The following is a 22,651-nucleotide window of genomic DNA, read 5'->3' as shown; positions in this document are numbered from 1 at the left end:
CGAAATGAAGGTCTATTACGACGCCGATTGCGACATCAACCTGATCACCGAGAAGAAGATCGCGGTGCTCGGCTATGGCAGCCAGGGCCATGCCCACGCGCAGAACCTGCGCGATTCGGGCGTCAAGGAAGTCGCGATCGCGCTGCGCGAGGGTTCGGCCACCGCCAAGAAGGCCGAAGGCGCGGGCTTCAAGGTGCTCACCAACGCCGAGGCGGCGAAATGGGCCGATATCCTCATGATCCTCGCGCCCGACGAGCACCAGGCCGCGATCTACGCCGAGGACCTGCACGCCAACATGAAGCCCGGCGCCGCGCTCGCCTTCGCGCACGGGCTCAACATTCACTTCGGCCTGATCGAGCCGCGCGCCGACATCGACGTGATCATGATCGCGCCCAAGGGCCCCGGCCACACCGTGCGCAGCGAATACCAGCGCGGCGGCGGCGTGCCCTGCCTCGTCGCGATCGACCAGGATTCGACCGGCAACGCGCACGACATCGCCCTCGCCTATGCCTCGGGCGTCGGCGGCGGCCGCTCGGGCATCATCGAGACCAACTTCCGCGAGGAATGCGAGACCGACCTGTTCGGCGAGCAGGCGGTGCTGTGCGGCGGCACCACCGCGCTGATCCAGGCGGGCTTCGAGACGCTGGTCGAAGCCGGCTACGCGCCCGAGATGGCTTATTTCGAGTGCCTCCACGAACTGAAGCTGATCGTCGACCTGCTTTATGAAGGCGGCATCGCCAACATGCGCTACTCGATCTCGAACACCGCCGAATACGGCGACATCACCGTCGGTCCGCGGATCATCACCGAGGAAACCAAGGCCGAGATGAAGCGCGTGCTCGCCGACATCCAGTCGGGCCGCTTCGTCAAGGCGTTCGTGATGGACAACCGCGCCGGCCAGCCCGAGCTCAAGGCCTCGCGCAAGGCCTCGCAGCGCCACCCGATCGAGGAAACCGGCGCCAAGCTGCGCGCGATGATGCCGTGGATCGCGAAGAACGCGCTCGTCGACAAGTCGAAGAACTAAGGCTAGTCAGCACCCCGCGCGTCGCGAGGCAATCATGCACCGCGACGCCGGGAGGCTACGGCCATGACGTTCAGGTCCCTGCTACTTTCCACGACCCTCGTCGCGCTTTCGCTTTCGGGCTGCGGCCAGTCCGCCGACAGCGACGCGGAGGACGATTTCGCCAGCCGGATCGCCGGCAAGCCGCAGTTGCAGATCGACAAGACCCCCGTCCCCGAGGCACCGATGGAGCCGGGCACGGTCACCGACCCCCAGTCTTCCTCCTGCGGGGCGCCCCAAGTGAAGGGCTTCATCGGGCAGGTCGACAGCCCCGACATCCGCGCCAAGATCACCGAAGCGGTCGGCGACAAGGCGCCGGGCGGCGTCCGGTTCGTGCTGCCGGGCGAGGCCACCACCGACGACATGCGTCCCGATCGCCTCAACGTGATGATCGATACGATCAACATCGTGCGCGACCTGCGTTGCGGATGACCGGAAATTCCGCCAGGAACCGTCGCACCCGGCAAGGGTTCCCATCCCGAATATCCATCATGCAAGGAACGACCGCATGAACCGCAAGCTTGCCGCCGCCTGTACCGCCGCTCTCCTCTTCTCGATGCCGCTCGCGGCGCAGAGCGATCCCGCGCAGACGGCGCCCGGCTCGCCCGACGCCTCGCGCATCACCGGCGGCACCTATCAGGCCGATCCCAATCACACGCTCGTGGAGTGGGAAGTCGATCACCTGGGCTTCTCACCCTACTTCGGCCTGTTCGGCGACGTAACGGGCACGCTCCAGCTCGATCCCGCCGCGCCGCAGAACGCCAAGGTCGACGTGACCATCCCGGTCGCCAAGGTGACGACTGCCAGCGAGGGCCTGACCGGACACCTGCTGCGCGCCGGCAAGGACGGTGCGAAGCCAGACTTCTTCGGTCCCTCGCCCGAGGACGCGCGGTTCGTGTCGACCTCGGTCGAGCCGATCGGGCCTGACAGCGCCAAGGTGACCGGCGATCTCACGCTCAACGGCGTCACCAAGCCGGTAACGCTCGATGTGCGCTTCTTCGGTGCCGGCACCATGGCCGACAAGGAAAACGTCGGCTTCGAGGCCGAGACGACCATCATGCGCAGCGACTTCGGACTGGGTTTCCTGGTCCCCCTCGTATCGGACGAAGTCGAACTGAAGATCGCGGCGGCGTTCGCGAAGGGCGAATAGTGGCCGCAAGCCGACTCCATGCGCTCGGCGCCGCGGGCGTGGCGGCGCTCGCGCTCTCTGCCTGCGCGGCGACGAGCGTGGAGTCACAGCCGCAACGGCCCGCCGACGAAGCGGATCAGTGCGGCGCAAGCCGGTTGCAGGACTATCTCGGCACGGTCGCCCGGGGCCCGGTGGAAGCGCGCATCCGCGAATGGGCCGGTGACCGGCCGGTGCGCGTCATCGGCCCCGATGATATGGTGACGATGGATTTCCGTCCCGACCGGCTCGATCTCGAGACCGACGCGCAAGGAAGGATCACGCGCATCCGCTGCGGCTGATCAGCGCATCAGCGCGAAGCACGCCCGCAGTTCGGCGACGAAGGCCTCGGGCTTCTCCCAGGCGGCGAAATGCCCGCCGCTGTCGAGTTCGTTCCAGTAGACGAGGTTGGTGACGCGCCGGTCCACCCAAGGGCGCGGCGCGGGCAGGATGTCGCCGGGAAAGACGCTCACCCCGGCGGGAATCGCGATCTGCGGCGGCTTCGTCTTGCCGAAGCTCTCCCAATAGAGCCGCGCCGCCGAGGCGCCGGTGCCGGGGAGCCAGTAGAGCATGATGTTGTCGAGCACCGCGTCGCGACCGAGCGCGGCGAAGACGTCCCCGGCGTTGTCGCTCCAGCCATGCAGCTTTTCGAGTATCCAGCCCGCGAGGCCGACAGGCGAATCGACCAGTCCGTAGCCGAGCGATTGCGGGCGCGTGCCCTGGATCTTGGCATAGCCGCCGTCGAAGTCGCGATAGTAAGCCATGCGCTCGAAGGCGCGGCGGTCCTCGGGGCCGGGATTGGCCTTCGCCGCCTCGGTCGGTCCGGCGATCGGCATGTTGACGTGAATGCCGATGCAGCCTTCGGGCGCCTGTCCACCGATCGCATTGGTGACGAACGCGCCCCAGTCACCGCCCTGGGCCGCCCAGCGCCGGTGCCCGAGCCGCCGCATCAGCTCCGCCCAGGCACGCGCGATGCGCTCGACCCCCCAGCCCGGCGCGTCGGGCCTTTGCGAGAAACCATATCCGGGCAGCGAGGGGATCACGAGATGGAAGGCGTCCTCGGCGCGTCCGCCATGCGCGACCGGATCGGTCAATGGGCCGATCACACGCATGAACTCGACCACCGAGCCCGGCCAGCCGTGGGTCATGACCAGGGGCAGTGCATCTTCGTGCGGCGAGCGGATATCGAGGAAATGGATATCGAGCCCGTCGATCTCGGTGACGAACTGGCCCAGCGCATTGAGCCGCGCTTCGAACGCGCGCCAGTCGTAACCGCGGCGCCACCAGGCCGCGAGGTCCCGGAGGTCGGCGAGCGGCGTGCCTTGCGACCAGTCGTCGACGGTTTCCTTCTCGGGCCAGCGTGCGTGGTCTAGCCGGCGATGCAGGTCGTCGATGCGCTCGGGCGCGATCGAAAGCGGAAACGGACGTATCTGGGGCATGACGATGGCGAGGCTAACCGCTGCGATCGTCCTGGCAAGAGCGCGGCTAGGCCCTTTACATCACGCCGATCGATCCCCATAGGCAATGCCATGACGCTTCAGCTCGGCCTGCTTCTGCGACTTACGCGCCCTTGGGCGTGAGGTGACGCGTCGTTCCGTGCGGCGCGCTCGGCGCTCAAGGGACGAAAGCAGCCATCCCGAATAAGCAGAATTTCCGAGCGAGACTAAATCAATGACCATGCTGAAAGACCCTTCGGTCAAGTATCGGCCCTTTCCGCAAATCGCCCTGTCCGACCGGCAGTGGCCGAGCCGCACGATCGAGCGCGCGCCGCGCTGGCTCTCCACCGACCTGCGTGACGGCAATCAGGCGCTGATCGATCCGATGGGCGCCGAAAAGAAGGCGCGGTTCTTCGAACTGCTCGTGAAGGTCGGGCTCAAGGAGATCGAGGTCGGCTTCCCGAGCGCGGGCGCCACCGAGTTCGATTTCATTCGCGGCCTCGTCGACTCGGGCAAGGTGCCCGAGGACGTGCTGGTCCAGGTGCTCACCCAGTCGCGGCAGGACCTGATCGAGCGCTCGTTCGAGAGTCTGGCCGGCGTCCACGCCGCGATCGTCCACCTCTACAACGCGGTTTCACCGCTGTGGCGCCAGGTCGTGTTCGGCATGGAGCAGCACGAGATTCGCGGCATCGCCGAGAACGGCGCGAAAGTGCTGCGCGACCAGATCGCGAAATACCCCCAGACGAAGTGGCACGTCGAGTACAGCCCCGAGACCTTCTCGACGGCCGAACTCGATTTCTCGATCTCGTGCTGCGAGGCGGTGATGGACATCCTCCAGCCCACGCCCGAGCACCCGATCATCCTCAACCTGCCGGCGACGGTCGAGGCGGCGACGCCCAACATCTACGCCGACCAGATCGAGTACTTCTGCCGCAACCTGCCCAATCGCGAGAGCGCGGTGATCTCACTGCACACGCACAACGACCGGGGCACCGGCGTCGCGGCGGCCGAACTCGGCCTGATGGCGGGCGCCGACCGCGTCGAGGGCTGCCTGTTCGGCAACGGCGAGCGTACCGGCAACTGCTGTCTGGTGACGGTCGCACTCAATATGTATACGCAGGGCGTCGATCCGGGGCTCGACTTCTCGGACATCGACGAGGTGATCCAGACGGTCGAGTACTGCAACCAGCTCAAGGTCGCCGAGCGCCACCCCTACGGCGGCGAACTCGTCTTCACCGCGTTCTCGGGCTCGCACCAGGACGCGATCAAGAAGGGCTTCGCCGCGCAGGAGCAGCGCAACGACCAGCTCTGGGCCGTCCCCTATCTTCCGATCGACCCCGCCGATCTGGGCCGCAGCTACGAGGCGGTGATCCGCGTGAACTCGCAGTCGGGCAAGGGCGGCTTCGCCTGGGTGCTCGAACAGGACCAGGGCATCAAGCTGCCCAAGCGGATGCAGGCGCACTTCTCGCGCCACGTTCAGCAACTGGCCGACGAGATGGGCCGCGAGCTTCAGGCGGGCGATATCTGGACGGTGTTCCGCAAGACCTACCGGCTCGACGAACCCCAGCGGTTCCAGCTCATCGACTACGAGGAAGCCCGTGGCGCGGACGGCACCCGGATCTTCACCGGCAAGATCGGCGTTAACGGCAAGGAGCAGACCGTCTCGGGCCGCGGCAACGGCCTGATCTCGTCCGTCCTCGCCACGCTCGCCGAGAGCTTCGGCGTGAAGCTGGAAGTGCGCGACTATGCCGAGCACTCGATGGGCAAGAGTTCCGACGCGCGCGCGGCCGCCTACGTCGAGTGCATCAAGCCAGACGGCTCGGTCGTATGGGGCGTGGGCATCGACGAAGACGTCGCGACCGCCAGCGTGCGCGCCGTGCTGAGCGCGGCCAACGCCTGAGCTTCAGGGCGTCTTCCCCGCAAGGAAGACGCCCTTTCGCGTTCAGTCCGGCTTCTTCGGCAAGGCGATCTCGCCAGTGCCGAGGCACATCTTGACGCCGCGCTGGTTCACCATCTGGTGCATGACGTGGACGAGATGGCGCCCCTCCTCGTCCACCGACTTGTCGACCACTTCGGCGGTCTGGATGGTCACGTCACCGGTGAGCGCGGGACCGCGATAGTTGGCGACGGTGTGCACGACCATGCCGTGCTCACCCGCCCAGCCGGCAAGGAAATCGGTCACCCACGAGCCCATCGAAGCGCCGTAGCCGTAGCCGCGCGGCATGCCGATGCGGCGTGCGTATTTGGGGAACAAGTGCCCGCGCGAGGGACCGTAGTAGGCGCCGTCGGTCAGTTCGGGATTGACCAGCAGCATGTCGGGATCGTTCTCGTAGCCCGCCATCTCGCGCGTGAAGCCGAGCGCCTCGAGATCGTTCTTGCGCAAGTCCATCGTGCCCCAGGTGTTGACGATGTAGGCGCGCCATTCGGTGGCGAAGCTGGCGATCGAGTGCGGCCCGAACACGCGCTCGGGCAGCTTGTCGCCGACCGCGACATCGTCCCACCAGCGTTCCTTGTGCCCCAGTTCGTGAAGCATCTTGACCCAGGCGAACTTGCGGTCCTCCAGCGCCTCGATCTCGTCATCGGTCCATTCGGGCTCGTCGAAATCGGCCTCGTTGACCGCCGCGCCGCCCGCCTGCGCGTTGTAGCGCAGCGAGGTCGAGCGCTGGCGCGCGATCAGGTCGCCGTTCTGGTTGTAGTAGTTGTTGTCGCCGCGCTGGAACGCGGTGGGGCCGAAGCCGGTCTCCTTGACGGTATAATCGAACGGGATGCGCTCGTTGCGGATCATGTCGCCGGGCCTGATACGCGGGCCGAAGTGCCAGTATTCGTCGCCGGCGAAGAGCAGGTGCGAATTGGGAATGCAGCCGACGCAGGCCGGCGCGGCGCCGTGGCCGTCGTCGGTCGCGATCGGAAAGCTCTGCGGCGCTACGATCCCGCCGAACCGGCTCGCGGCGGCATAGGCCGGGTCGAAGTGCAGCAGGTTGGCGTAGTGCATCGCATGCGCCCAGCGGCGGATGTCGTTGGTGGCGATGGGCTCGCGCAGCGGCGAGAAATCCATGACCTTGCCGAGGTACTGGTCAATGTCCGAGGTATCGAGCGTCTGAGTCTGCGTGGCCATCCTCTGGGTCCTCTATCCGCGCTTTACTGATCGACACTGGTGTCTATTACATGCTGCGAGCGACTGTCACGTCTAATCGCGCCTGCGCGCGCACGGCAACGCCATGGCGACGCTCCGAGCGCTCTCGACAGGGGCCGCGGCCCGGACTATGCGGCGCTTTAATCGAACGATTAAACGGACCTTGCGATGCCCCTTCCCGCGATCCTCCAGAGCTTGCGCATTCCCGTCATCGGCTCGCCGATGTTCATCGTCTCGACGCCCGAACTGGTGATCGCGCAGATCAAGGCGGGCATCGTCGGCAGCTTTCCCGCGCTCAACGCCCGGCCCGCCAGCCAGCTCGACGAATGGCTGCACCGGATTCGCCAGGAGACCGAGGGTTGCCGGGCGCCCTTCGCGGTCAACCTTATCGTCCACAAGACCAACACCCGGCTCGAGCATGACCTTGCCTTGTGCGAGAAGCATCGCGTCCCGCTCGTCATCACTTCACTCGGCGCGAACGCCGAGGTGAACGCCGCAGTCCACGGTTGGGGCGGCTTCGTCATGCACGACGTGATCAGCAACCGGTTCGCGCGCAAGGCGATCGAGAAAGGCGCCGACGGTCTCATTCCCGTTGCGGCGGGTGCCGGCGGCCATGCCGGATCGCAGTCGCCCTTCGCGCTGATGCAGGAAATCCGGGCGTGGTTCGACGGCACGGTCGCGCTTTCGGGCGCGATCGCCTGCGGCCGCTCGATCCTGGCGGCCCAGGCCATGGGCGCCGACCTCGCCTATATCGGCTCGCCGTGGATCGCCACGCCCGAAGCCAACGCGGTCGACGCCTACAAGGCGGCGATCGTGGAGGCGGGCGCCGGCGACATCGTCTACTCGAACCTCTTCACCGGCGTTCACGGCAACTACCTGCGATCCTCGATCGCCGCCGCCGGGCTCGATCCCGACCACCTGCCCAGCAGCGACACGTCGGCGATGAACTTCGGCTCGGGTGGCAATATGGAGCAGAAGGCCTGGAAGGACATCTGGGGGGCCGGTCAGGGCATCGGCGCGGTCGACAGCCTGCTCAGCGTCGAGGAACGCGTCGCCCGGCTCGAGGACGAGTATCACGCCGCGCTGCGCGCGCTTTCCGAGCGCACCGGATCGACGGCGGATGCTTCCTCGGTCTGACCGGGGTCGGTCACGCCCCAGAGCGAATCGACCAGCGCGTCGAGATCCGAAAAGTCGGCTGCGATGCCGGCCGGGTCCCTGGTGTTGAGCCGCAGTCGCAACTTGCAGCGGCCCAGCAGAAAGCGCCGCAAGGCGCCTTGCAGCAGCGCCAGCCGCATCCGCGCCTCGACGATGGCCCGGAGCGGATCGTGGAGACGGGCCCGCGACCAGTCACTCTCGATCCTCCCGACCCGTTCTGCCACGAGCGCATTGTAATTCCAGTGCGGGCCGCGATGGAGCGGAAGCCCGAAGCGCACGGCCGCCGGCTCGTCGCAAGGAAGCAGCAGGCCGTTGCAGCGGAAGTCGTCGAAGCCCACCGACTGCCGGCCGATATCGTCGAACATGGTGCCGAAGCACGCGCGACCGGCGATCTGCCGCGGCAGGATGTGATGCCTTTGCAGGCCGGGATCGTAATCGGGATCGCCGCGACGATTGACGTCGCGAAACAGCAATCGGCTGCGGGTGGCGGCGCTCACTCGGTCATGCGTCTCGCCAGACCAACACCAGTTTTCCGAAGCGCGAGGGTTCCACGGTCAGGATCTCGTCGGGCAATTCGATCTCGCCCGCCTGTTCGACGGGCCCGCGCCGCATCAGCAGATCGATGACGCGGATGGCAATCTTCATCGTCTCCGCAATCGGCTCGCCGTCCTTGGCCTGAAGCTGGATTTCCTGGCCCAGAAAGTGGGCAAGGCCGCTGCTGCGGACCGTGCCGTCGTCCGAGACCGACAGCGCCGTCAGCCCAAGCGCGGGAAAGGGACCGCCGGCAATCCAGTTGCGCACCACGCGCGAGAAATAGCGCGGCTCCATCAGCGTGCGCGCCGAGCGCCAGCCGACGGCGCGAACCGGCAGATTGTCGCACAAGATCGCGGCGACCAACGCCATGGTCCGCACCACCGGCGGCATGCCCGCCGCGCCCGCGAGATGCGGCCCCGGCCGGATCTCCAGCGCGCCGAGTTCGGAGAGGTCGGGGCCTTCGGCAAACCCGTAGCGATGAACGGGCGGATCGGACTCGGTTTCGGCGGGCTCCGCCGGGACCAGACCGCCGAGGTCGAACGTCAGGCCCTGGGCGAGGATTTCCGCCCGGCCCGGCTCAGCTTCGGAACGATGGATGACACGCGCCCGATGCCCCTCGCTCCCGCCCGCGCCGAGCGCGCGCGCGAGTTGATCGGCGTCCGGTCGATCGCCGGAGCCGAAATAGAGCGACAGCGCCGCGTCGCCTGAAGACCTTGCCAGCGTGTCCCTCCAACCTACGGCAGTCTCGCGACCCATTTGACTTGCCGGAACCCGATTGCACCCGCACACGTCCCACGCCAACATCAAGTCTACGAGTCTCGTGGAAATTCAATCAAAAAATGCCCAGCGAAAGCCCCTCGGCGAACGCCGCTCCCATTTCACGGCAAGTCTCGAGGTCGCCAGTCGGGACGGTCTTGGGCGCAAGGATCGCTTCGGGAGACTGCGCATCGAGATTGACGATGATCGGATCGGCGATTCGCCGCAGGCGCCAGCCCGTCACGATCCGATCGATCTGTGCCTGTGCGCCGCGCCCGTCCGAACCGGCGGCGATCGCGGTGGCATAGGGCCGGCCCTCGACGCGCCCGAGCAGCGGATAGTAGCAGCGATCGAACATCTCCTTCATCACGCCCGTCATCGCGGCGAGATTCTCGGGGCAGACGAACAGGTATCCGTCGGCAGCGAGCAGGTCGTCCGGTCCGGCCTGCGCCGCGCAGAGCAGCCGGCCCGAATCGCCCGCGCCTTCGGCGGCGGCCCGCGCCAGGGCCTGCGCCGCTCCGGTCCTGCTATGCCAGATGATCGCCAGCAAGATTTCGCCCGTGCTCCCCTTCATCCTTGGCGTCTCCAGCTCAGGAGCCGGAGGGCGAGCGCGCCATGGCCTCATCGAGAGCGCCCGCGCGACTCCGCGTCGCCGAAATAGCCGGTGGTAGCCGCCATGGCGACTCTTTGCCGGTGCGCCGCAATCGTATAGCTGTCGTGGACATGGCGACGCATACCGCACCGATCTCCACCACCCGCACATCGATCACGGGACGGACCTGGCGCTGGCGCGGCGGCAACATGGACTTCGGCTCCGGTCCGATCGGCCTCGAGGATGACATCGTCGCGCAGCTCCTGCTGGCGCGCGGCGTCGAGCGCGAGGATCTCGAACGCCAGCGCACGCCCTCGCTGCGCGCCTTCCTGCCCGATCCTTCCGAACTGCGCGACATGGACCTGGCCGCCGACCGGCTGGCGCAGGCCGTCATCGCCGGCGAAACGGTCACCATCTACGGCGACTACGACGTCGACGGAGCGACCAGCGCCGCGCTGCTGATCCGCCTGTTGCGCATGCTGGGCCTGGAGGCGCGCCACTACATCCCGGACCGCCTGCTCGAAGGCTACGGCCCCTCGGGCGAGGCGCTGGTGCGGCTGGCGCGCGAGGGCTCGAGCCTTATCGTCACCGTCGATTGCGGCGCTATGGCGCACGAGGCACTCGCCATGGCGCACGACGAAGGCGTCGACGTAATCGTCGTCGACCATCACAAGTGCGCGAGCGAGCTGCCCCGCGCGACCGCGCTGGTCAATCCCAATCGGCTCGACGAGGCCGCGATCGGCGCCGCGCACGGCCATCTCGCGGCGGTCGGCGTCGCCTTCCTGCTGGCGATCGCGACCGTGCGCACGCTGCGCGCCCGCGGCTTCTTCGACAGCCGCGTCGAGCCGGACCTGTTCTCGCTGCTCGATCTCGTCGCGCTCGGCACGGTGGCCGACGTCGCCGCGCTGCACGGGCTCAACCGCGCCTTCGTCGCGCAGGGGCTCAAGATCATGGGGCGGCGCGACAATGTCGGCATGGCCGCGCTGATCGACGCGAGCCGGCTCAGCCGCGCGCCGACCTGCAGCGATCTCGGCTTCGCGCTCGGCCCGCGGATCAACGCCGGCGGCCGCGTCGGCGAGGCCTCGCTGGGCGTGCGCCTGCTCACGACCCACGATCCCGACGAAGCCCGGGCGATCGCGGAAACGCTCTCGCGGCTCAACGAAGAGCGCCGCGCGATCGAGATGGCGGTGCAGGAGGCGGCGGAGGACCAGCTCGCGGCGCAGCACAACCGCGCGGTGCCGGTACTGGCCGGGCGCGGCTGGCATCCAGGCGTGATCGGCATCGTCGCCGGCCGCATCAAGGAAAAGACCGGAAAGCCGGCGATCGTCATCGCGCTCGGCGACGAGGACGGCGCCCACGGCAAGGGATCGGGCCGCTCGATCCCCGGCGTCGATCTCGGCGCCGCGATCATCGGCGCGCGCGAAGCAGGGCTGCTCGTCGCGGGTGGCGGGCACGCGATGGCCGCGGGCCTCACCGTCGCGCACGACCGCCTCGAACACTTCGCCGACTGGCTCGACGAGCGTCTCGCGGCCGATGTCGCGGCGGCGTCGGTCAGCCGCAGCGTCGCGCTCGACCTCGCGCTGGCGCCCGCCGGGCTCACCCCCGCGCTGGTCGAAACGCTGGAGGGCGCCGGGCCTTTCGGCATGGGCTGGCCCGGTCCGCGCGTCGCGGTTGGGCCGGTGCGGATCATCAAGGCCGACGTGGTGGGTTCGGGCCATGTCCGGCTGATCACATCCGGGGCGGATTCGGGACGCATCAAGGCGATCGCCTTCCGCTCGGCCGAGACCGAGCTGGGTCAGGCGCTGCTCCATGCCGGCCCGGATCGGCGCCTCTGGCTGGCCGGCCGCGCCAAGATCGACGACTGGGGCCCGCGCCCGCAAGCCGAACTGCTTCTCGACGACGCCGCCTGGGCCGATTGACGCGCGCGCCGCGCAAATATTGCGGTGCAGGACTTGACCCCCAAGTCGCGCTTGCCTAAAGGCGCGGCCTGCTTTCGCTGCAGCCCGGTATGGCCCCTTCGTCTAGCGGTTAGGACGCGGCCCTTTCACGGCTGAAACACGGGTTCGATTCCCGTAGGGGTCACCAACCCGGCTCGGCGCAAGGCACCTGAGTGACAAGGCCCCTTCGTCTAGCGGTCAGGACGCGGCCCTCTCACGGCTGAAACACGGGTTCGATTCCCGTAGGGGTCACCAGGTGCTTTGCAGAGCGCGGTTCGGTCGATGTGGCCGGACCCGGCTCGCTCCCCAACCCAGCATATTCGCCAGCTTTGACGCACAGCTTGGCGGCAATGGCGTTTGCGCGTGTGCGCGACGTCGAAGCGCTGGCCGCGCTGTGTCCGATTGTTGAACGGGCTTCATCGAACCATTGCGCGCGAACGATCTAATCCCGGCCCGGCAGAACGCCTAAATCCGGACCACTGATGGTTCGGTTGGCGCCGCACCAGACCGGAAAAGGGCGCCGCCGACCAGACATCGCCCCGATGCCCGGCAACGACGGCCCGGAGCGGCAACGCTATTCTGGAAGGACAACACCATGCTGGCCGATAACCATTTCACCCTGTCCAACGGCATCGAGATCCCGCAAGTCGGCCTCGGCACCTGGATGATCCCCGACGATGCAGTCGCCCAGGTCGTGCGCGATGCGCTCGCGATCGGCTATCGCCATGTCGATACGGCGCAGGCCTATGCGAACGAGCGCGGCGTCGGCGAAGGCGTGCGGACGAGCGGCCTCGCGCGCGACGCCGTATTCGTGACGACCAAGCTCGCCGCCGAGCACAAGGACTACAAGAGCGCGGCCGAGGCCATCGACGAATCGCTGAGGCAGATGGGCCTCGACCACGTCGACCTGATGCTGATCCACAGCCCCCAGCCCTGGGCGGAGTTCCGCGCGGGCCGGCACTTCCACGAGGGCAACCTCGAGGCCTGGCAGGCGATGGAAGACGCCTCGAAGGCAGGCAAGATCCGGGCGATCGGCGTTTCGAACTTCGAGCGGGCCGATCTCGAAAACCTCATCGAGAACGGCGCCATCGCGCCGATGGTCAACCAGATCCTCGCGCATATCGGCAATACGCCCTTCGACCTGATCGACTATTGCCGCGGCAAGGGCGTGCTGGTCGAAGCCTATTCCCCTGTCGGCCACGGTGCGGTGCTGAACAACCCGGACCTTGCCGCAATCGCCGGAAAGTACGGAGTAGGAATCGCGCAGCTCAGCATCCGCTACTGCCTCCAGCTCGGATTGCTGCCCCTGCCCAAGACGGCCAATCCCGCTCACATGCGCAGCAACATCGCGCTCGATTTCACTATTTCCGAGGCCGACATGGACCTCCTGAAGGGGTTTCGCGGCGGAACCGACTACGGCGAAGCGAGCGTTTTTCCCGTCTTCGCCAAGTCGCGCCAGACCGACACCGAAGCAGCGGGGGCCTGAGCCATGAATCCCACCTATGATTTCAAGGGACAAGTCGCGCTGGTGACGGGTGCGGCGAAGGGCATGGGCCTTGCCACGGCGCGGGCCTTCGCCGAGAACGGCGCATCGGTCGTGCTCGCCGACCTCGACGGAGAGCTGGCGAAGTCCGAGGCGCGCAGGATCGTCAAGGAAGGCGGCGAGGCGATCGGCCTCGCCTGCGACGTTGCCGAGGAAGCGCAGGTCGCCGCCATGGTCGAGCGCACCGTTGCTGAATACGGTCGCCTCGACATGGCCTTCAACAACGCCGGCATCCAGGTGCCGCCCTCCGATGCCGCGGACGAACCGCTCGACGCGTTCGAACGCGTCACCGCCGTCAATCAGCGCGGAGTCTGGGCATGCATGAAGCACGAGTTGCAGGTGATGCGCCGCCAGGGCTCGGGCGCGATCGTCAACTGCTCGTCGCTGGGCGGCCTCGTCGGACTGCCCGAGCGGGCCTCCTATCACGGAACCAAACATGCCGTCATCGGGATGACGAGGAGCGCCGGGGTCGAATATGCGCCGCGCGGCGTGCGGATCAACGCGGTCTGCCCCGGCACGATCGACACGCCGATGGTGCGCGACATGCTCGATGGCCAGGCCGAGGCGATGACCGAGATCATGAAACAGCAATCGATCGGCCGCCTCGGACGGCCGGAGGAAGTCGCGGCAGCGGTGCTCTGGCTGTGCAGCCCGGCTGCCAGCTTCGTGGTCGGCGTGGCCTTGCCGGTCGACGGCGGCTTTACCGCGCACTGACGCCGGGCGCTGCGTGCCCTCGTCGCTACCGCCGTGCCTCGGCTAGCGGCATGCCGACCACCCGCCGGTCCTGTCCGCCTGGTCGAGATGGAGATGATCGGCGTGGGCGGAATTGTAGTCGGGCGAGAGCACGGTGGTGAAGGTCTCGCAGGCGCCGTCGCGCACGTCGTGCAGGAAGGCGCTCGCGTCGGAATCGTCGTCCCAGTCGCCGAGCACGGCGATGCGGCGGCCGTCGGCGAGGAAGAAGCCGCCGATGTCGATGGCGTTGCCGGTCGCGTGCTCGCTCCATTGCCCCTCCTCGCCGCCGCCGATCCGGCGGCAGTTGGCGGTGCCGAGCTGATCGAGCGCGACGACGCGCGCGCCCAGCCGCTCTTGCGCGGCGGGCTGGACCGCGTGACGCATCCATAGGGCGAGCGCGGCGTTGACCGGGCAGGTCGCCTGCGGGTTGGCGGGACGCAACGCCAGTCCGGTTTCGGCGTCGTTGATGAGGACCGTCCGGTCGGCGCGGCGGCAGGCCCCCTCGCCGATCGGCTCGAGGCTGCGATAGGCAATGGCGGCGCGATCGAGGAAGGCGCGGCATTCGGCCGGATCGTCGCGCAAGGCGGCAAGCTTGCGCTGGGTCGCCCAGCCCACCGGATCAGCGATGTTCAGCGGGGCCCAGGGATTGTGCTCGGGATGATCGTGGAGCCAGACGCGGACGAAAAGCGCCAGCGCGCCCAGGGCGAAGGCCGCGAATATCCAGCCGTCGACCGACGGCGCCGCCCTGCTTCTGCTTCCTGCCACCGCCACGCAACGCGCCGAAGCCGCGCCGGTTGCATGGCAGGTCCGGCATGGGGCGGATTGCGGCGGACTTTCAGTCGGTCATCCAGTAGAGCGACGCGGCGAGGCCCGTGGCGGCGAGGAACAGCGGCCACGACCAGTACATCGTGTGTCCGTCGAGGTTCACCCGGGCGATGTCGAGGAATCCGCCGCGCGACCCGTTCGAGCCAAGCACGCCCGCAACGATCCATGTCAGCAGCGATCCTGGGATGAGTCCCTTGATCAGTGGCACGAATTTCACCTTTTGGGGTTGGTCTTCGCATTCATGCTTAACGCGGCGGCTTTAAGAAATGGTTTCGATTGTCTTTCCGCTCAGTGGAAGTCGCGCGATCTGGGCAGCATGCGCGGGATTACCCTGAGGTCGCGCGGATGGCCCTGGTGGAAGCCGCATTCGCGGTTTCCCGGGCCTGGCGGCTGCCACGGTTCGACCGGCGCGAAGGGATCGTCGGCCCCCTCGCGCAAGCTGTCGCGCGGGTTCGGCTTGCCGGCGGGGAGCGGGTGGTTGACATGATCGGCACGCGCGATCGTCGCGGGCAGCAGGTCTTCGGACAAGCGATGCAACTCGTACGTCGCGTCGGTCATATGCGCGGCGATGACGTGGATCACCTCGTCGTCGTATTCGACCCGCCCGCGCACTTCCATCAACCGCGCGCCCATCACCACCTTGCGCTGCTTCTCCTTGAGATGCGGCCAGACGACGAGATTGACGACGCCGGTCTCGTCCTCGAGCGTTATGAAGCACACCCCCTTGGCCGAGCCCGGCCGTTGGCGGATCAGCACCACGCCCGCGACCTGCACCATCGAGCGGAACTTGCGCTCGCGCAAGTCGCAGGCCCGCACGAAGCCGCGTTCGGCCAGGCTCGCGCGCAGAAAGGCCATCGGATGCGCCTTCAGCGAGAGCCGTTGGGTCTGGTAGTCGGCAACGACTTCCTCGCTGAGCGGCATGGGCGGCAAGCTGGTCATGACGCGTTCGGCACCCTCGTCGCGCGCGCCGGGATCTTTCAGGCGCGCCGCGGCAAAGAGCGGCAGGTCGGGCCCGGCGATCAGACTGCGCGCATCCCACAGGGCCTGCCGTCGGCTGAGCGCGATCGAGCCGAAGGCGTCGGCCGAAGCGAGCCGCTCGATCAGCGCGGGCGAGAGCCCGGCGCGCTCGCGTAGCTGGGCGACGTCGGTGAAAGGTCCGCCCTCCTCGCGCGCGCTCACCAGCTTCGCGGCGGCCGCCTCGGGAAACCCGTCGATCTGGCGCAGGCCCAGGCGCAAGGCGATGGTGTGGTCTGCCCTGGGCTTCGACAAGCTCAGGCCGAGCGGATCAGGCGCTTGCGCCTCATTCGCGCCATCCCCGCTCACCCCGAGCCTGTCGAAGGGCTCCAGGGTGCAGTCCCAGTCGCTCGCGTTGACGTCGGCGGGCAGTACCGTGACGCCGTGGTCGCGCGCGTCACGCACGATCTGCGCGGGAGCATAGAAACCCATGGGCTGCGAATTGAGCAGCGCGCAGCCGAAAGCGGCGGGGAAGTGGCACTTGAGCCAGCTCGATACGTAGACGAGGTGCGCGAAGCTCGCCGCGTGGCTTTCGGGAAAGCCGTATTCGCCGAAGCCCTTGATCTGGTTGAAGCAGCGCTCGGCGAAGTCGGGATCGTAGCCGCGGGCGATCATCCGGCCGACCATCATCTCCTGCAACTCGTCGACCATCCCGCGCGAGCGGAAGGTCGCCATCGCCTTGCGCAACCGGTTGGCCTCCTTCGAAGTGAAACGCGCCGCGTCGAGCGCGATCTTCATCGCCTGTTCCTGGAAGATCGGTACGCCCAGCGTGCGCTCGAGGATGCTCGACAGTTCGTCGGGCGGGCCGTGTTCGGGGGCGGGGGCGGGGATCTCCACCCGCTCCTCGCCGCGGCGGCGCTTGAGGTAGGGGTGGACCATGTCGCCCTGGATCGGTCCGGGCCTCACGATCGCCACCTGGATGACGAGGTCGTAGAACTCGCGGGGGCGCAGCCGGGGCAGCATGTTCATCTGCGCGCGGCTTTCAACCTGGAACACGCCAAGCGAATCGCCCTTGCGCAGCATCGCGTAGACCTCCGGGTCCTCACGCGGAACGGAGGCGAGTGTCAGGCGTCTTTCATGATGGTTTTCAAGAAGATCGAGGCACTTTCTGATGCAGGTCAGCATGCCGAGCGCAAGCACGTCGACCTTGAGGATGCCGAGCGCATCGATATCGTCCTTGTCCCACTCGATGAAGCTGCGCTCGGGCATGGCGCCGTTGCCGATCGGCACGGTCTCGGTCAGCGGTCCCTGGGTAAGGATAAAACCGCCAACGTGCTGACCGAGATGGCGGGGCATTCCGATCATTTGCTCGGTCAACCTGATAACACGCTTGAGGTGTGGATCGCTCGTATCCATGCCGGTTTCGGCGACGTGCTTCTCGCCGATCTCGCGGCCCCACCCGCCCCAGACGGTGCGCGCCAATGCGCTGGTCACATCTTCGGACAGCCCCATCGCCTTGCCGACCTCGCGGATCGCCATGCGCGGGCGGTAGTGGATCACCGTCGCGCAGAGCCCCGCGCGCTGGCGGCCGTAACGGCTGTAGATGTACTGGATCACCTCCTCGCGCCGCTCGTGCTCGAAATCGACGTCGATATCGGGCGGCTCCTTGCGCTCCTCGGAGATGAAGCGGTCGAACAGCAGCGCGTGCCGGGCGGGATCGACGGCCGTGATCTCGAGACAATAGCAGACCGCCGAATTGGCCGCCGAGCCACGCCCCTGGCACAAGATCGGCGGGTCCTGATTACGAGCGAAATCAATGATATCCTTGATAGTCAGAAAGTATCGCGCGAGGTTGAGCTTGCCGATCAGTGCCAGTTCGCGCGCCAGCGTCGCGCGCACGCTTTCGGGAACGCCTTCGGGATAGCGGCGCCGCGCCCCTTCCCAGGTGAGCTTTTCGAGCCGGGCTTGCGGATCGAGCCCGCCGGGGCAGATCTCCTCGGGATATTCGTATTGCAGTTCATCGAGACTGAACCGGCAGGTGTCGGCCACCTCGCGCGCGGCCGCGATCGCATGCGGCCAGCGCTCGAACAGGCGGAGCATCTCTTGCGGCGACTTCAAATGCCGCTCGGCATTGGCCTCGAGCCGCAACCCGGCGCACGCCACCGTGGTCTTGTGCCGGATCGCGGTCATCACGTCCTGCAGCGGCCGGCGTTCGGCCGCGTGGTAGAGCACGTCGTTGGTTGCGAGGATCGCAAGGCCGCTGGCGCGCGCCATGGCGTCGAGCGCCTCGATCCGCGCCCTGTCGTCGCCGGTGTGGAGATAGCAGGCGGCGACATGGCCCAGCGTGGGCAGGCCCCGCGCAAGATGAGGAAGCAGGTCCGCGAGAGGGCCGGTCGTCGGGATGCGCGAGGCCGGATCAAGTTCGCTATGACGGTTCACGGACAAGGGCACCACGTTGCTCTCGATCCCAATCGTGAACCGCGCCTCCAGATCGCGCGGCGGCACCAGCACGAGCTGCACGCCCTCGGCGTGACCGGCGAGCATCGCCAGCGAGATCTCGCAGACCCCCTTTTCCTGCCACTCGCCCGCCAGCGTCCTCATCCGCCCCGCCGAGATCAGCCGGCACAGGCGTCCGTAGGCCGCGCGGTCGATGGGATAGGCGAGGAAGACGAGCCCCTCGACAGTCTCGATTCGGCAGCCAATCACCGGCCGCAGCTTGAGCGTCTTCGCCTCCGTATGGACGCGCACCACGCCCGCCATCGAGTTGACGTCGGCGATCCCCAGGGCGTCGTAGCCGAGCGCGCGCGCGGTCGAGACGAGGTCGACCGCGTCCGAGGCCCCGCGCAGGAACGAAAAGCAGCTCGCCACGCCCAGTTCGACGAAAGGCGCGCGCGGCGGCGCGGCGATGATATCGGGATCGACCGCGATGCGGCGGCGATCAGGCGTGAGAGGACCTTCGGGCATCGTCCGGGAACCAAGCGAAAACAGAAATGTTCCTTATATGTTCCATTTAAGGCGAATGCGAGTCTCCTTTTCGTCCCACATGCGAGACGTTTGGCCCCACTTGCGGAGCACAGCGCCGAGCGCCCGGAACGCCCCGGCTTCCCACGGATTGCATTGTGGAGGAGATGTTCCATGCCCATGATCCAGACTCGCGACACCACGCGGCTTTACGTCAAGACACTCGGAGAAGGCCGTCCGGTCCTGCTCATCCATGGCTGGCCGCTGTCAGCCGATTCGTGGGACCCGGTGATGATGGCCCTGGCTCGCGAGGGCTATCGCGCGATCGCCTACGACCGGCGCGGTTTCGGCCGGTCGGACCAGCCTGCGAAGGGATACAACTACGATACCTTCTCGGACGATCTCGCCGACGTCATGGCCGCGACCGGCGTGACTCGCGACGCGGTGCTGGTCGGCTTCTCGATGGGTGGCGGCGAAATCGCGCGCTACATGTCGCGCCATCGCGGCAAAGGCGTGAGCCAGGCCGCGCTGGTTTCGTCGGTCGTGCCGTACATGCTCCAGACTCAGGACAATCCCAAGGGCGTGCCCGACGCGGTCTTCCAGGAGATGACCCAGGGAATGAAGAGCGATTTCCGCCATTTCTTCAAGGGCTTCTTCAAGGATTTCTACGGCATCGGCATGATGAGCCACCCGGTCAGCGACGAAGAGCTGGAATGGGCCTGGATGACGGCGATGCAGGCGGGCCAGTATGCGACACTGCAGTCGGCGGCGGCCTTTGCCTATACCGACTTCCGCCCAGACCTCGCGCATTTCACCGTGCCGACGCTGGTGATCCACGGGACAGCCGACAAGACCGTGCCGATCGAGGCCACCGCTCATCAGGTCGCCGAAAAGGTGCCCTCGGCCGAGCTGATCGCCTACGAGGGTGAGCCGCACGCCGTCTTCGCGACACAGACCGAGCGGCTGATCGACGACCTGCTGAATTTCCTCGCGGGCCGCAAGGCCGAGACCCGGCAGGAGATCGTCGACGCGGTCACCGCCGGCAGCCTCGCCGAGAGTCCGCTCTGAGCCGCCGTGCTCAGGCCGGAAGTTCCATGCGGATACACTGCCTCGCGGTCCCGGTCGCCAGGCAGTGCTGCGCCTGCACGCCCGCTTCGACAAAGCCGAGCTTGCGCAGCACACGGCCCGAGGCGAAGTTGTCGATGAAGTAATCCGCGGTGATCATACCCGGACAGCCGAGGCCGATGCCATAGGCGATCACCGCCGCGGCCGCTTCGGTGGCAAAGCCCTGCCCCCAGAAGGGCCGCGCGATATAGTATCCCAGATCCGCCGCCCGGGTCCGGCGATCGAGATGCAGACCGATCATGCCGACCAGTCGATGCCGCTCGCCGGAAAGGATCGCCCAGACGAGATCGGGCGGGACGACATTATCAAGAAAAAACTCGGCATCCGCGACGGTATAGGGATGCGGCACGCGCGCCACGCGGCTCGCCACCTCGAAGTCGTTGGCGATGGCGACGATGGCGGGAATGTCACTTCGCTCGGGGCGACGCAGCACAAGCCGCGCGGTACGCAGAACGTCATTGCGGGAAACGGCGTCCTCGTATCGCTGCATGGGGGGCCTCCTGCGCTTTGGCTATGGTGGCGCGGCTTCGCGGTCAATCCGTGAGCCTCCGGTGATTACGCCGTTCTGGCGGGATCGTCGGCACTGGGACACGGAGGACAAGGAATGCCGTAGACATTGCGGGCAATGCCGTCGGGAAAGGTCTCCCGGGCGATCATGGTCCCGCCCAGCTTCCGCACGAGACCGCGCGCGGCAAGGTTCTCGTCGCGCATATGGGTCTCGACGAGGGCCCAGCCGAGATCGCGATAGCCGAAGGCCACCGCCGCGCGCGAGGCTTCGAGGGCATAGCCCAGGCGGCGCGCGGCAGGCACGATCCACCAGGTCAGCTCTGGACGCGGATAGCCCTGCGGCCACCACAGGCCGCAGCCGCCGATCATCGTGCCGCTGTCGCGCACGACCACGGCCCAGCGGCCGTATCCGCGCAGATGCCAATGGCCGATATCGGTGGCCAGGACGCGCCAGGCCTGCGCTTCGTCGAGCGGCCCGCCATAGAAGCGCGAAGCGTCCCCATCGGCGAAGAACGCGCGATAGACCGGAAAGTCGCCGCCGCAAGGCGCGCGCAAGTGCAGGCGCGCAGTCTGGATATCGGGGATCATCGCGGGACGATAGCCGCCCCCGTTCACGCGAACAGCCCCTGCAGGAACCATCCGGGCGTGCCGCCGCGGCCGTCGCCGGCGAGACCGCTGCGATAGATCCAGTAGCGGCGTCCCTCCTCATCCTCGATCCGGTAATAGTCGCGCAGCCGCGCCGAGCCGCGCTCGCGCCACCATTCGGGTGCGATCCGCTCGGGCCCCTCGGCGCGCGCGACCTCGTGGACGCCGCCGCGCCAGCGGAACCGGCGCGGCAATCCGTCGGGCGTCTCGTAGATCACCGCGATCGGTTCGGCGCGGTCAAGCAACTTCGCCGGGCGAACATGGAACTCGAAGGTGGCCTGCGAGGTCTTCTCGGGCTCAAGCGGGCCCTGCCAGCGCTGCGCGCGCTCGGGCATGTGGCTGGCACGCGCCACCGGGCGGCGTACCGCATCCGCCCCCAAACGCACGACAAGCCGGTCGACACAGGCGGCAAGGCTGGTGCCGCCGTTCTCGGCCGAGCGCTCGATATCGGCCTGAACCAGCGCCAGCGGCTCGGTCCACGAGGCGCGCAGGCGCACCATCTCGAAGCCGAACCCGGCATCGATGCCTTCGAGCCGGCGGTCGAACAGCCCCGCGACATGCGACGCGTCGCGGCTCGGCGCGGCCAGTTCGAGCCGGCGCACGATCACTTCGCCGTCGACGCGCCACAAGTCGAGCTCAAGCCGCCGCGCACCAAGGCCCCTGCCCTCGAGCTGGCGCGCCATATCGGCGGCAAGGTCGGCGACGACACGGTCGAGCAGGTCGCGGTGGCGGATCGGCTCGACCAGCCGGCGCTGCGCGAGCGGCGCCTCGGTCGCGAGCACCGGCAGGAGCGGCTCGGGCACGCGACCAAGCAACTGGTCCATGCGGATCAGCGGATTGGCCGCGGCCGAGCGGCGATTGCGGAAGCGGCGTACCAGCGCCTCGCGCTGGACGCCGTGGAGATCGCCCAGCCGCTTGAGGCCCAGCCGGCGCAGGACGGTGAGCGTATCGGCATCGAGCCGCAGCGCCGCGATCGGCAGTCCGGCAAGGCGCGTGGCGGGGTCGTCGCCCGCACGCAGGATGGTCTGCGCCTGCGTGCCCGCCCGCCCGTGATGAGCAAGCGCCCAGGCCGCGCCCGCGGTCGGCGCGATCGCCATGCGCACGGCGAGGCGGCGGCGCGCAAAGGCCGCGTGGGCATCGGCGAGCAGCGCCTCCTCGCCGCCGAACAGGTGGGCAACCCCGGTCACGTCGACGAGGAGGCCGTCGGGCGGATCGAGCGCACTCCACGGCCCCCAGCGCTGCGACCAGAGCGCGAGCTTCTCGAGGAAGGCAAGATCACCCGCCGGGTCCGACGGCGCGACCGCCAGGTCCGGGCACAGCGTGCGCGCATCGGCGAGCATCATGCCCGGCTGCGCGCCGGCCTCGAGCCCCGCGTCGTTGGCCGCGACGATGCGCGGTCCGTGCGCGGTCTCGGTCACCAGCGCGAGCGGCGCGGCGTCGGCACCCTCCCCCGGCGCGAGCCCTGCGCCCAACCGCCAGCGATCGACCGCCAGCCGCGCGCACCAGATCGCAAGGATGCGCGGATCAGCACGCGGTTCGGTCATACGCGCGCCTTTCTCCTGAGCACCACATCGCTCGTCCTGAGCGGCAT

21 protein-coding genes and 2 tRNA genes are annotated in these 22,651 nt (G+C 67.7%); 12 read left to right on the top strand and 11 right to left on the bottom strand.

Annotated features, from left to right (window positions below; all coding sequences use genetic code 11):
* The first annotated feature begins 4 nt into the window (after positions 1 to 4).
* From ilvC to B2G71_RS18685, 4 genes are all read left to right on the top strand, one after another.
* On the top strand, positions 5 to 1,024 hold the full coding sequence (gene ilvC / locus B2G71_RS18700; RefSeq protein WP_098108231.1) for a ketol-acid reductoisomerase: 1,020 nt from the start codon (positions 5 to 7) through the stop codon (positions 1,022 to 1,024).
* Positions 1,025 to 1,087: 63 nt separating this feature from the next.
* The gene (locus B2G71_RS18695) at positions 1,088 to 1,492 is read left to right on the top strand and encodes an I78 family peptidase inhibitor (RefSeq protein WP_098108230.1); all 405 of its coding nucleotides are present in this window, start codon (positions 1,088 to 1,090) and stop codon (positions 1,490 to 1,492) included.
* A gap of 124 nt (positions 1,493 to 1,616) precedes the next feature.
* A complete protein-coding gene (locus tag B2G71_RS18690; RefSeq protein ID WP_240530234.1) occupies positions 1,617 to 2,210 on the top strand; it encodes a YceI family protein in 594 nt (197 codons plus the stop codon).
* A complete protein-coding gene (locus B2G71_RS18685) occupies positions 2,210 to 2,527 on the top strand; it encodes an I78 family peptidase inhibitor (RefSeq protein ID WP_206049455.1) in 318 nt (105 codons plus the stop codon). Before B2G71_RS18690 ends, B2G71_RS18685 begins: the two co-directional genes overlap by 1 nt.
* Here the strand turns inward: B2G71_RS18685 and B2G71_RS18680 are convergent, their stop codons facing one another.
* A complete protein-coding gene (locus B2G71_RS18680; RefSeq protein WP_098108228.1) occupies positions 2,528 to 3,664 on the bottom strand; it encodes an epoxide hydrolase family protein in 1,137 nt (378 codons plus the stop codon).
* A 232-nt stretch (positions 3,665 to 3,896) separates the two neighbouring features.
* On the opposite strand from B2G71_RS18680, the gene leuA reads away from it, so the two are divergent.
* Positions 3,897 to 5,561, top strand: coding sequence for a 2-isopropylmalate synthase (leuA, locus tag B2G71_RS18675; protein ID WP_098108227.1), 1,665 nt, complete (start codon positions 3,897 to 3,899; stop codon positions 5,559 to 5,561).
* A gap of 42 nt (positions 5,562 to 5,603) precedes the next feature.
* Here the strand turns inward: leuA and B2G71_RS18670 are convergent, their stop codons facing one another.
* Positions 5,604 to 6,776, bottom strand: coding sequence for a MaoC family dehydratase N-terminal domain-containing protein (locus B2G71_RS18670; RefSeq protein WP_098108226.1), 1,173 nt, complete (start codon positions 6,774 to 6,776; stop codon positions 5,604 to 5,606).
* 186 nt (positions 6,777 to 6,962) lie between these two features.
* Between B2G71_RS18670 and B2G71_RS18665 the strand changes: the two genes are divergently transcribed.
* Positions 6,963 to 7,931, top strand: a complete 969-nt coding sequence (locus B2G71_RS18665) for a nitronate monooxygenase family protein (protein ID WP_098108225.1) — start codon at positions 6,963 to 6,965, stop codon at positions 7,929 to 7,931.
* On the opposite strand, the gene B2G71_RS18660 is transcribed toward B2G71_RS18665, so the two are convergent.
* From B2G71_RS18660 to B2G71_RS18650, 3 genes are all read right to left on the bottom strand, one after another.
* The gene (locus B2G71_RS18660) at positions 7,868 to 8,446 is read right to left on the bottom strand and encodes an AHH domain-containing protein (RefSeq protein ID WP_240530227.1); all 579 of its coding nucleotides are present in this window, start codon (positions 8,444 to 8,446) and stop codon (positions 7,868 to 7,870) included. The genes B2G71_RS18665 and B2G71_RS18660 overlap by 64 nt on opposite strands.
* A gap of 4 nt (positions 8,447 to 8,450) precedes the next feature.
* Entirely contained in the window at positions 8,451 to 9,239 is a 789-nt protein-coding gene (locus tag B2G71_RS18655; RefSeq protein ID WP_098108224.1) for a hypothetical protein, read from the bottom strand.
* Positions 9,240 to 9,315: 76 nt separating this feature from the next.
* Positions 9,316 to 9,813, bottom strand: a complete 498-nt coding sequence (locus B2G71_RS18650; protein WP_098108223.1) for an NAD(P)H-dependent oxidoreductase — start codon at positions 9,811 to 9,813, stop codon at positions 9,316 to 9,318.
* Positions 9,814 to 9,962: 149 nt separating this feature from the next.
* Between B2G71_RS18650 and recJ the strand changes: the two genes are divergently transcribed.
* The 5 genes from recJ to B2G71_RS18625 all read left to right on the top strand — a co-directional run bounded on the left by recJ (position 9,963) and on the right by B2G71_RS18625 (position 14,025).
* Complete coding sequence (gene recJ / locus B2G71_RS18645) at positions 9,963 to 11,750, top strand: single-stranded-DNA-specific exonuclease RecJ (RefSeq protein ID WP_098108222.1); 1,788 nt, start codon at positions 9,963 to 9,965, stop codon at positions 11,748 to 11,750.
* Positions 11,751 to 11,841: 91 nt separating this feature from the next.
* A tRNA-Glu gene (locus B2G71_RS18640) sits at positions 11,842 to 11,916 on the top strand.
* A 32-nt stretch (positions 11,917 to 11,948) separates the two neighbouring features.
* A tRNA-Glu gene (locus tag B2G71_RS18635) sits at positions 11,949 to 12,023 on the top strand.
* A 340-nt stretch (positions 12,024 to 12,363) separates the two neighbouring features.
* A complete protein-coding gene (locus B2G71_RS18630; protein WP_098108221.1) occupies positions 12,364 to 13,254 on the top strand; it encodes an aldo/keto reductase in 891 nt (296 codons plus the stop codon).
* 3 nt (positions 13,255 to 13,257) lie between these two features.
* Positions 13,258 to 14,025, top strand: coding sequence for an SDR family oxidoreductase (locus B2G71_RS18625; protein ID WP_098108220.1), 768 nt, complete (start codon positions 13,258 to 13,260; stop codon positions 14,023 to 14,025).
* A gap of 42 nt (positions 14,026 to 14,067) precedes the next feature.
* Here the strand turns inward: B2G71_RS18625 and B2G71_RS18620 are convergent, their stop codons facing one another.
* From B2G71_RS18620 to B2G71_RS18610, 3 genes are all read right to left on the bottom strand, one after another.
* On the bottom strand, positions 14,068 to 14,808 hold the full coding sequence (locus B2G71_RS18620) for an extensin family protein (protein WP_240530226.1): 741 nt from the start codon (positions 14,806 to 14,808) through the stop codon (positions 14,068 to 14,070).
* 70 nt (positions 14,809 to 14,878) lie between these two features.
* Complete coding sequence (locus B2G71_RS18615; RefSeq protein WP_098108295.1) at positions 14,879 to 15,076, bottom strand: hypothetical protein; 198 nt, start codon at positions 15,074 to 15,076, stop codon at positions 14,879 to 14,881.
* An 80-nt stretch (positions 15,077 to 15,156) separates the two neighbouring features.
* Positions 15,157 to 18,786, bottom strand: coding sequence for an error-prone DNA polymerase (locus B2G71_RS18610; protein WP_098108219.1), 3,630 nt, complete (start codon positions 18,784 to 18,786; stop codon positions 15,157 to 15,159).
* A 171-nt stretch (positions 18,787 to 18,957) separates the two neighbouring features.
* Between B2G71_RS18610 and B2G71_RS18605 the strand changes: the two genes are divergently transcribed.
* The gene (locus B2G71_RS18605; RefSeq protein ID WP_098108218.1) at positions 18,958 to 19,851 is read left to right on the top strand and encodes an alpha/beta hydrolase; all 894 of its coding nucleotides are present in this window, start codon (positions 18,958 to 18,960) and stop codon (positions 19,849 to 19,851) included.
* 10 nt (positions 19,852 to 19,861) lie between these two features.
* Here B2G71_RS18605 and B2G71_RS18600 read toward each other — a convergent pair whose 3' ends face one another.
* From B2G71_RS18600 to B2G71_RS18590, 3 genes are all read right to left on the bottom strand, one after another.
* Positions 19,862 to 20,398, bottom strand: coding sequence for a GNAT family N-acetyltransferase (locus tag B2G71_RS18600; protein WP_098108217.1), 537 nt, complete (start codon positions 20,396 to 20,398; stop codon positions 19,862 to 19,864).
* 65 nt (positions 20,399 to 20,463) lie between these two features.
* Positions 20,464 to 21,030, bottom strand: coding sequence for a GNAT family N-acetyltransferase (locus B2G71_RS18595; RefSeq protein WP_206049454.1), 567 nt, complete (start codon positions 21,028 to 21,030; stop codon positions 20,464 to 20,466).
* Positions 21,027 to 22,604, bottom strand: a complete 1,578-nt coding sequence (locus B2G71_RS18590; protein WP_098108215.1) for a DUF6504 family protein — start codon at positions 22,602 to 22,604, stop codon at positions 21,027 to 21,029. Before B2G71_RS18590 ends, B2G71_RS18595 begins: the two co-directional genes overlap by 4 nt.
* Positions 22,605 to 22,651 lie beyond the last annotated feature (47 nt).

This window comes from Novosphingobium sp. PC22D (assembly GCF_002556635.1).
Lineage (GTDB): Bacteria > Pseudomonadota > Alphaproteobacteria > Sphingomonadales > Sphingomonadaceae > Novosphingobium.
The sequence above is the reverse complement of the archived record's forward strand: the minus strand, read 5'-3'. Positions and strand labels throughout refer to the sequence as shown.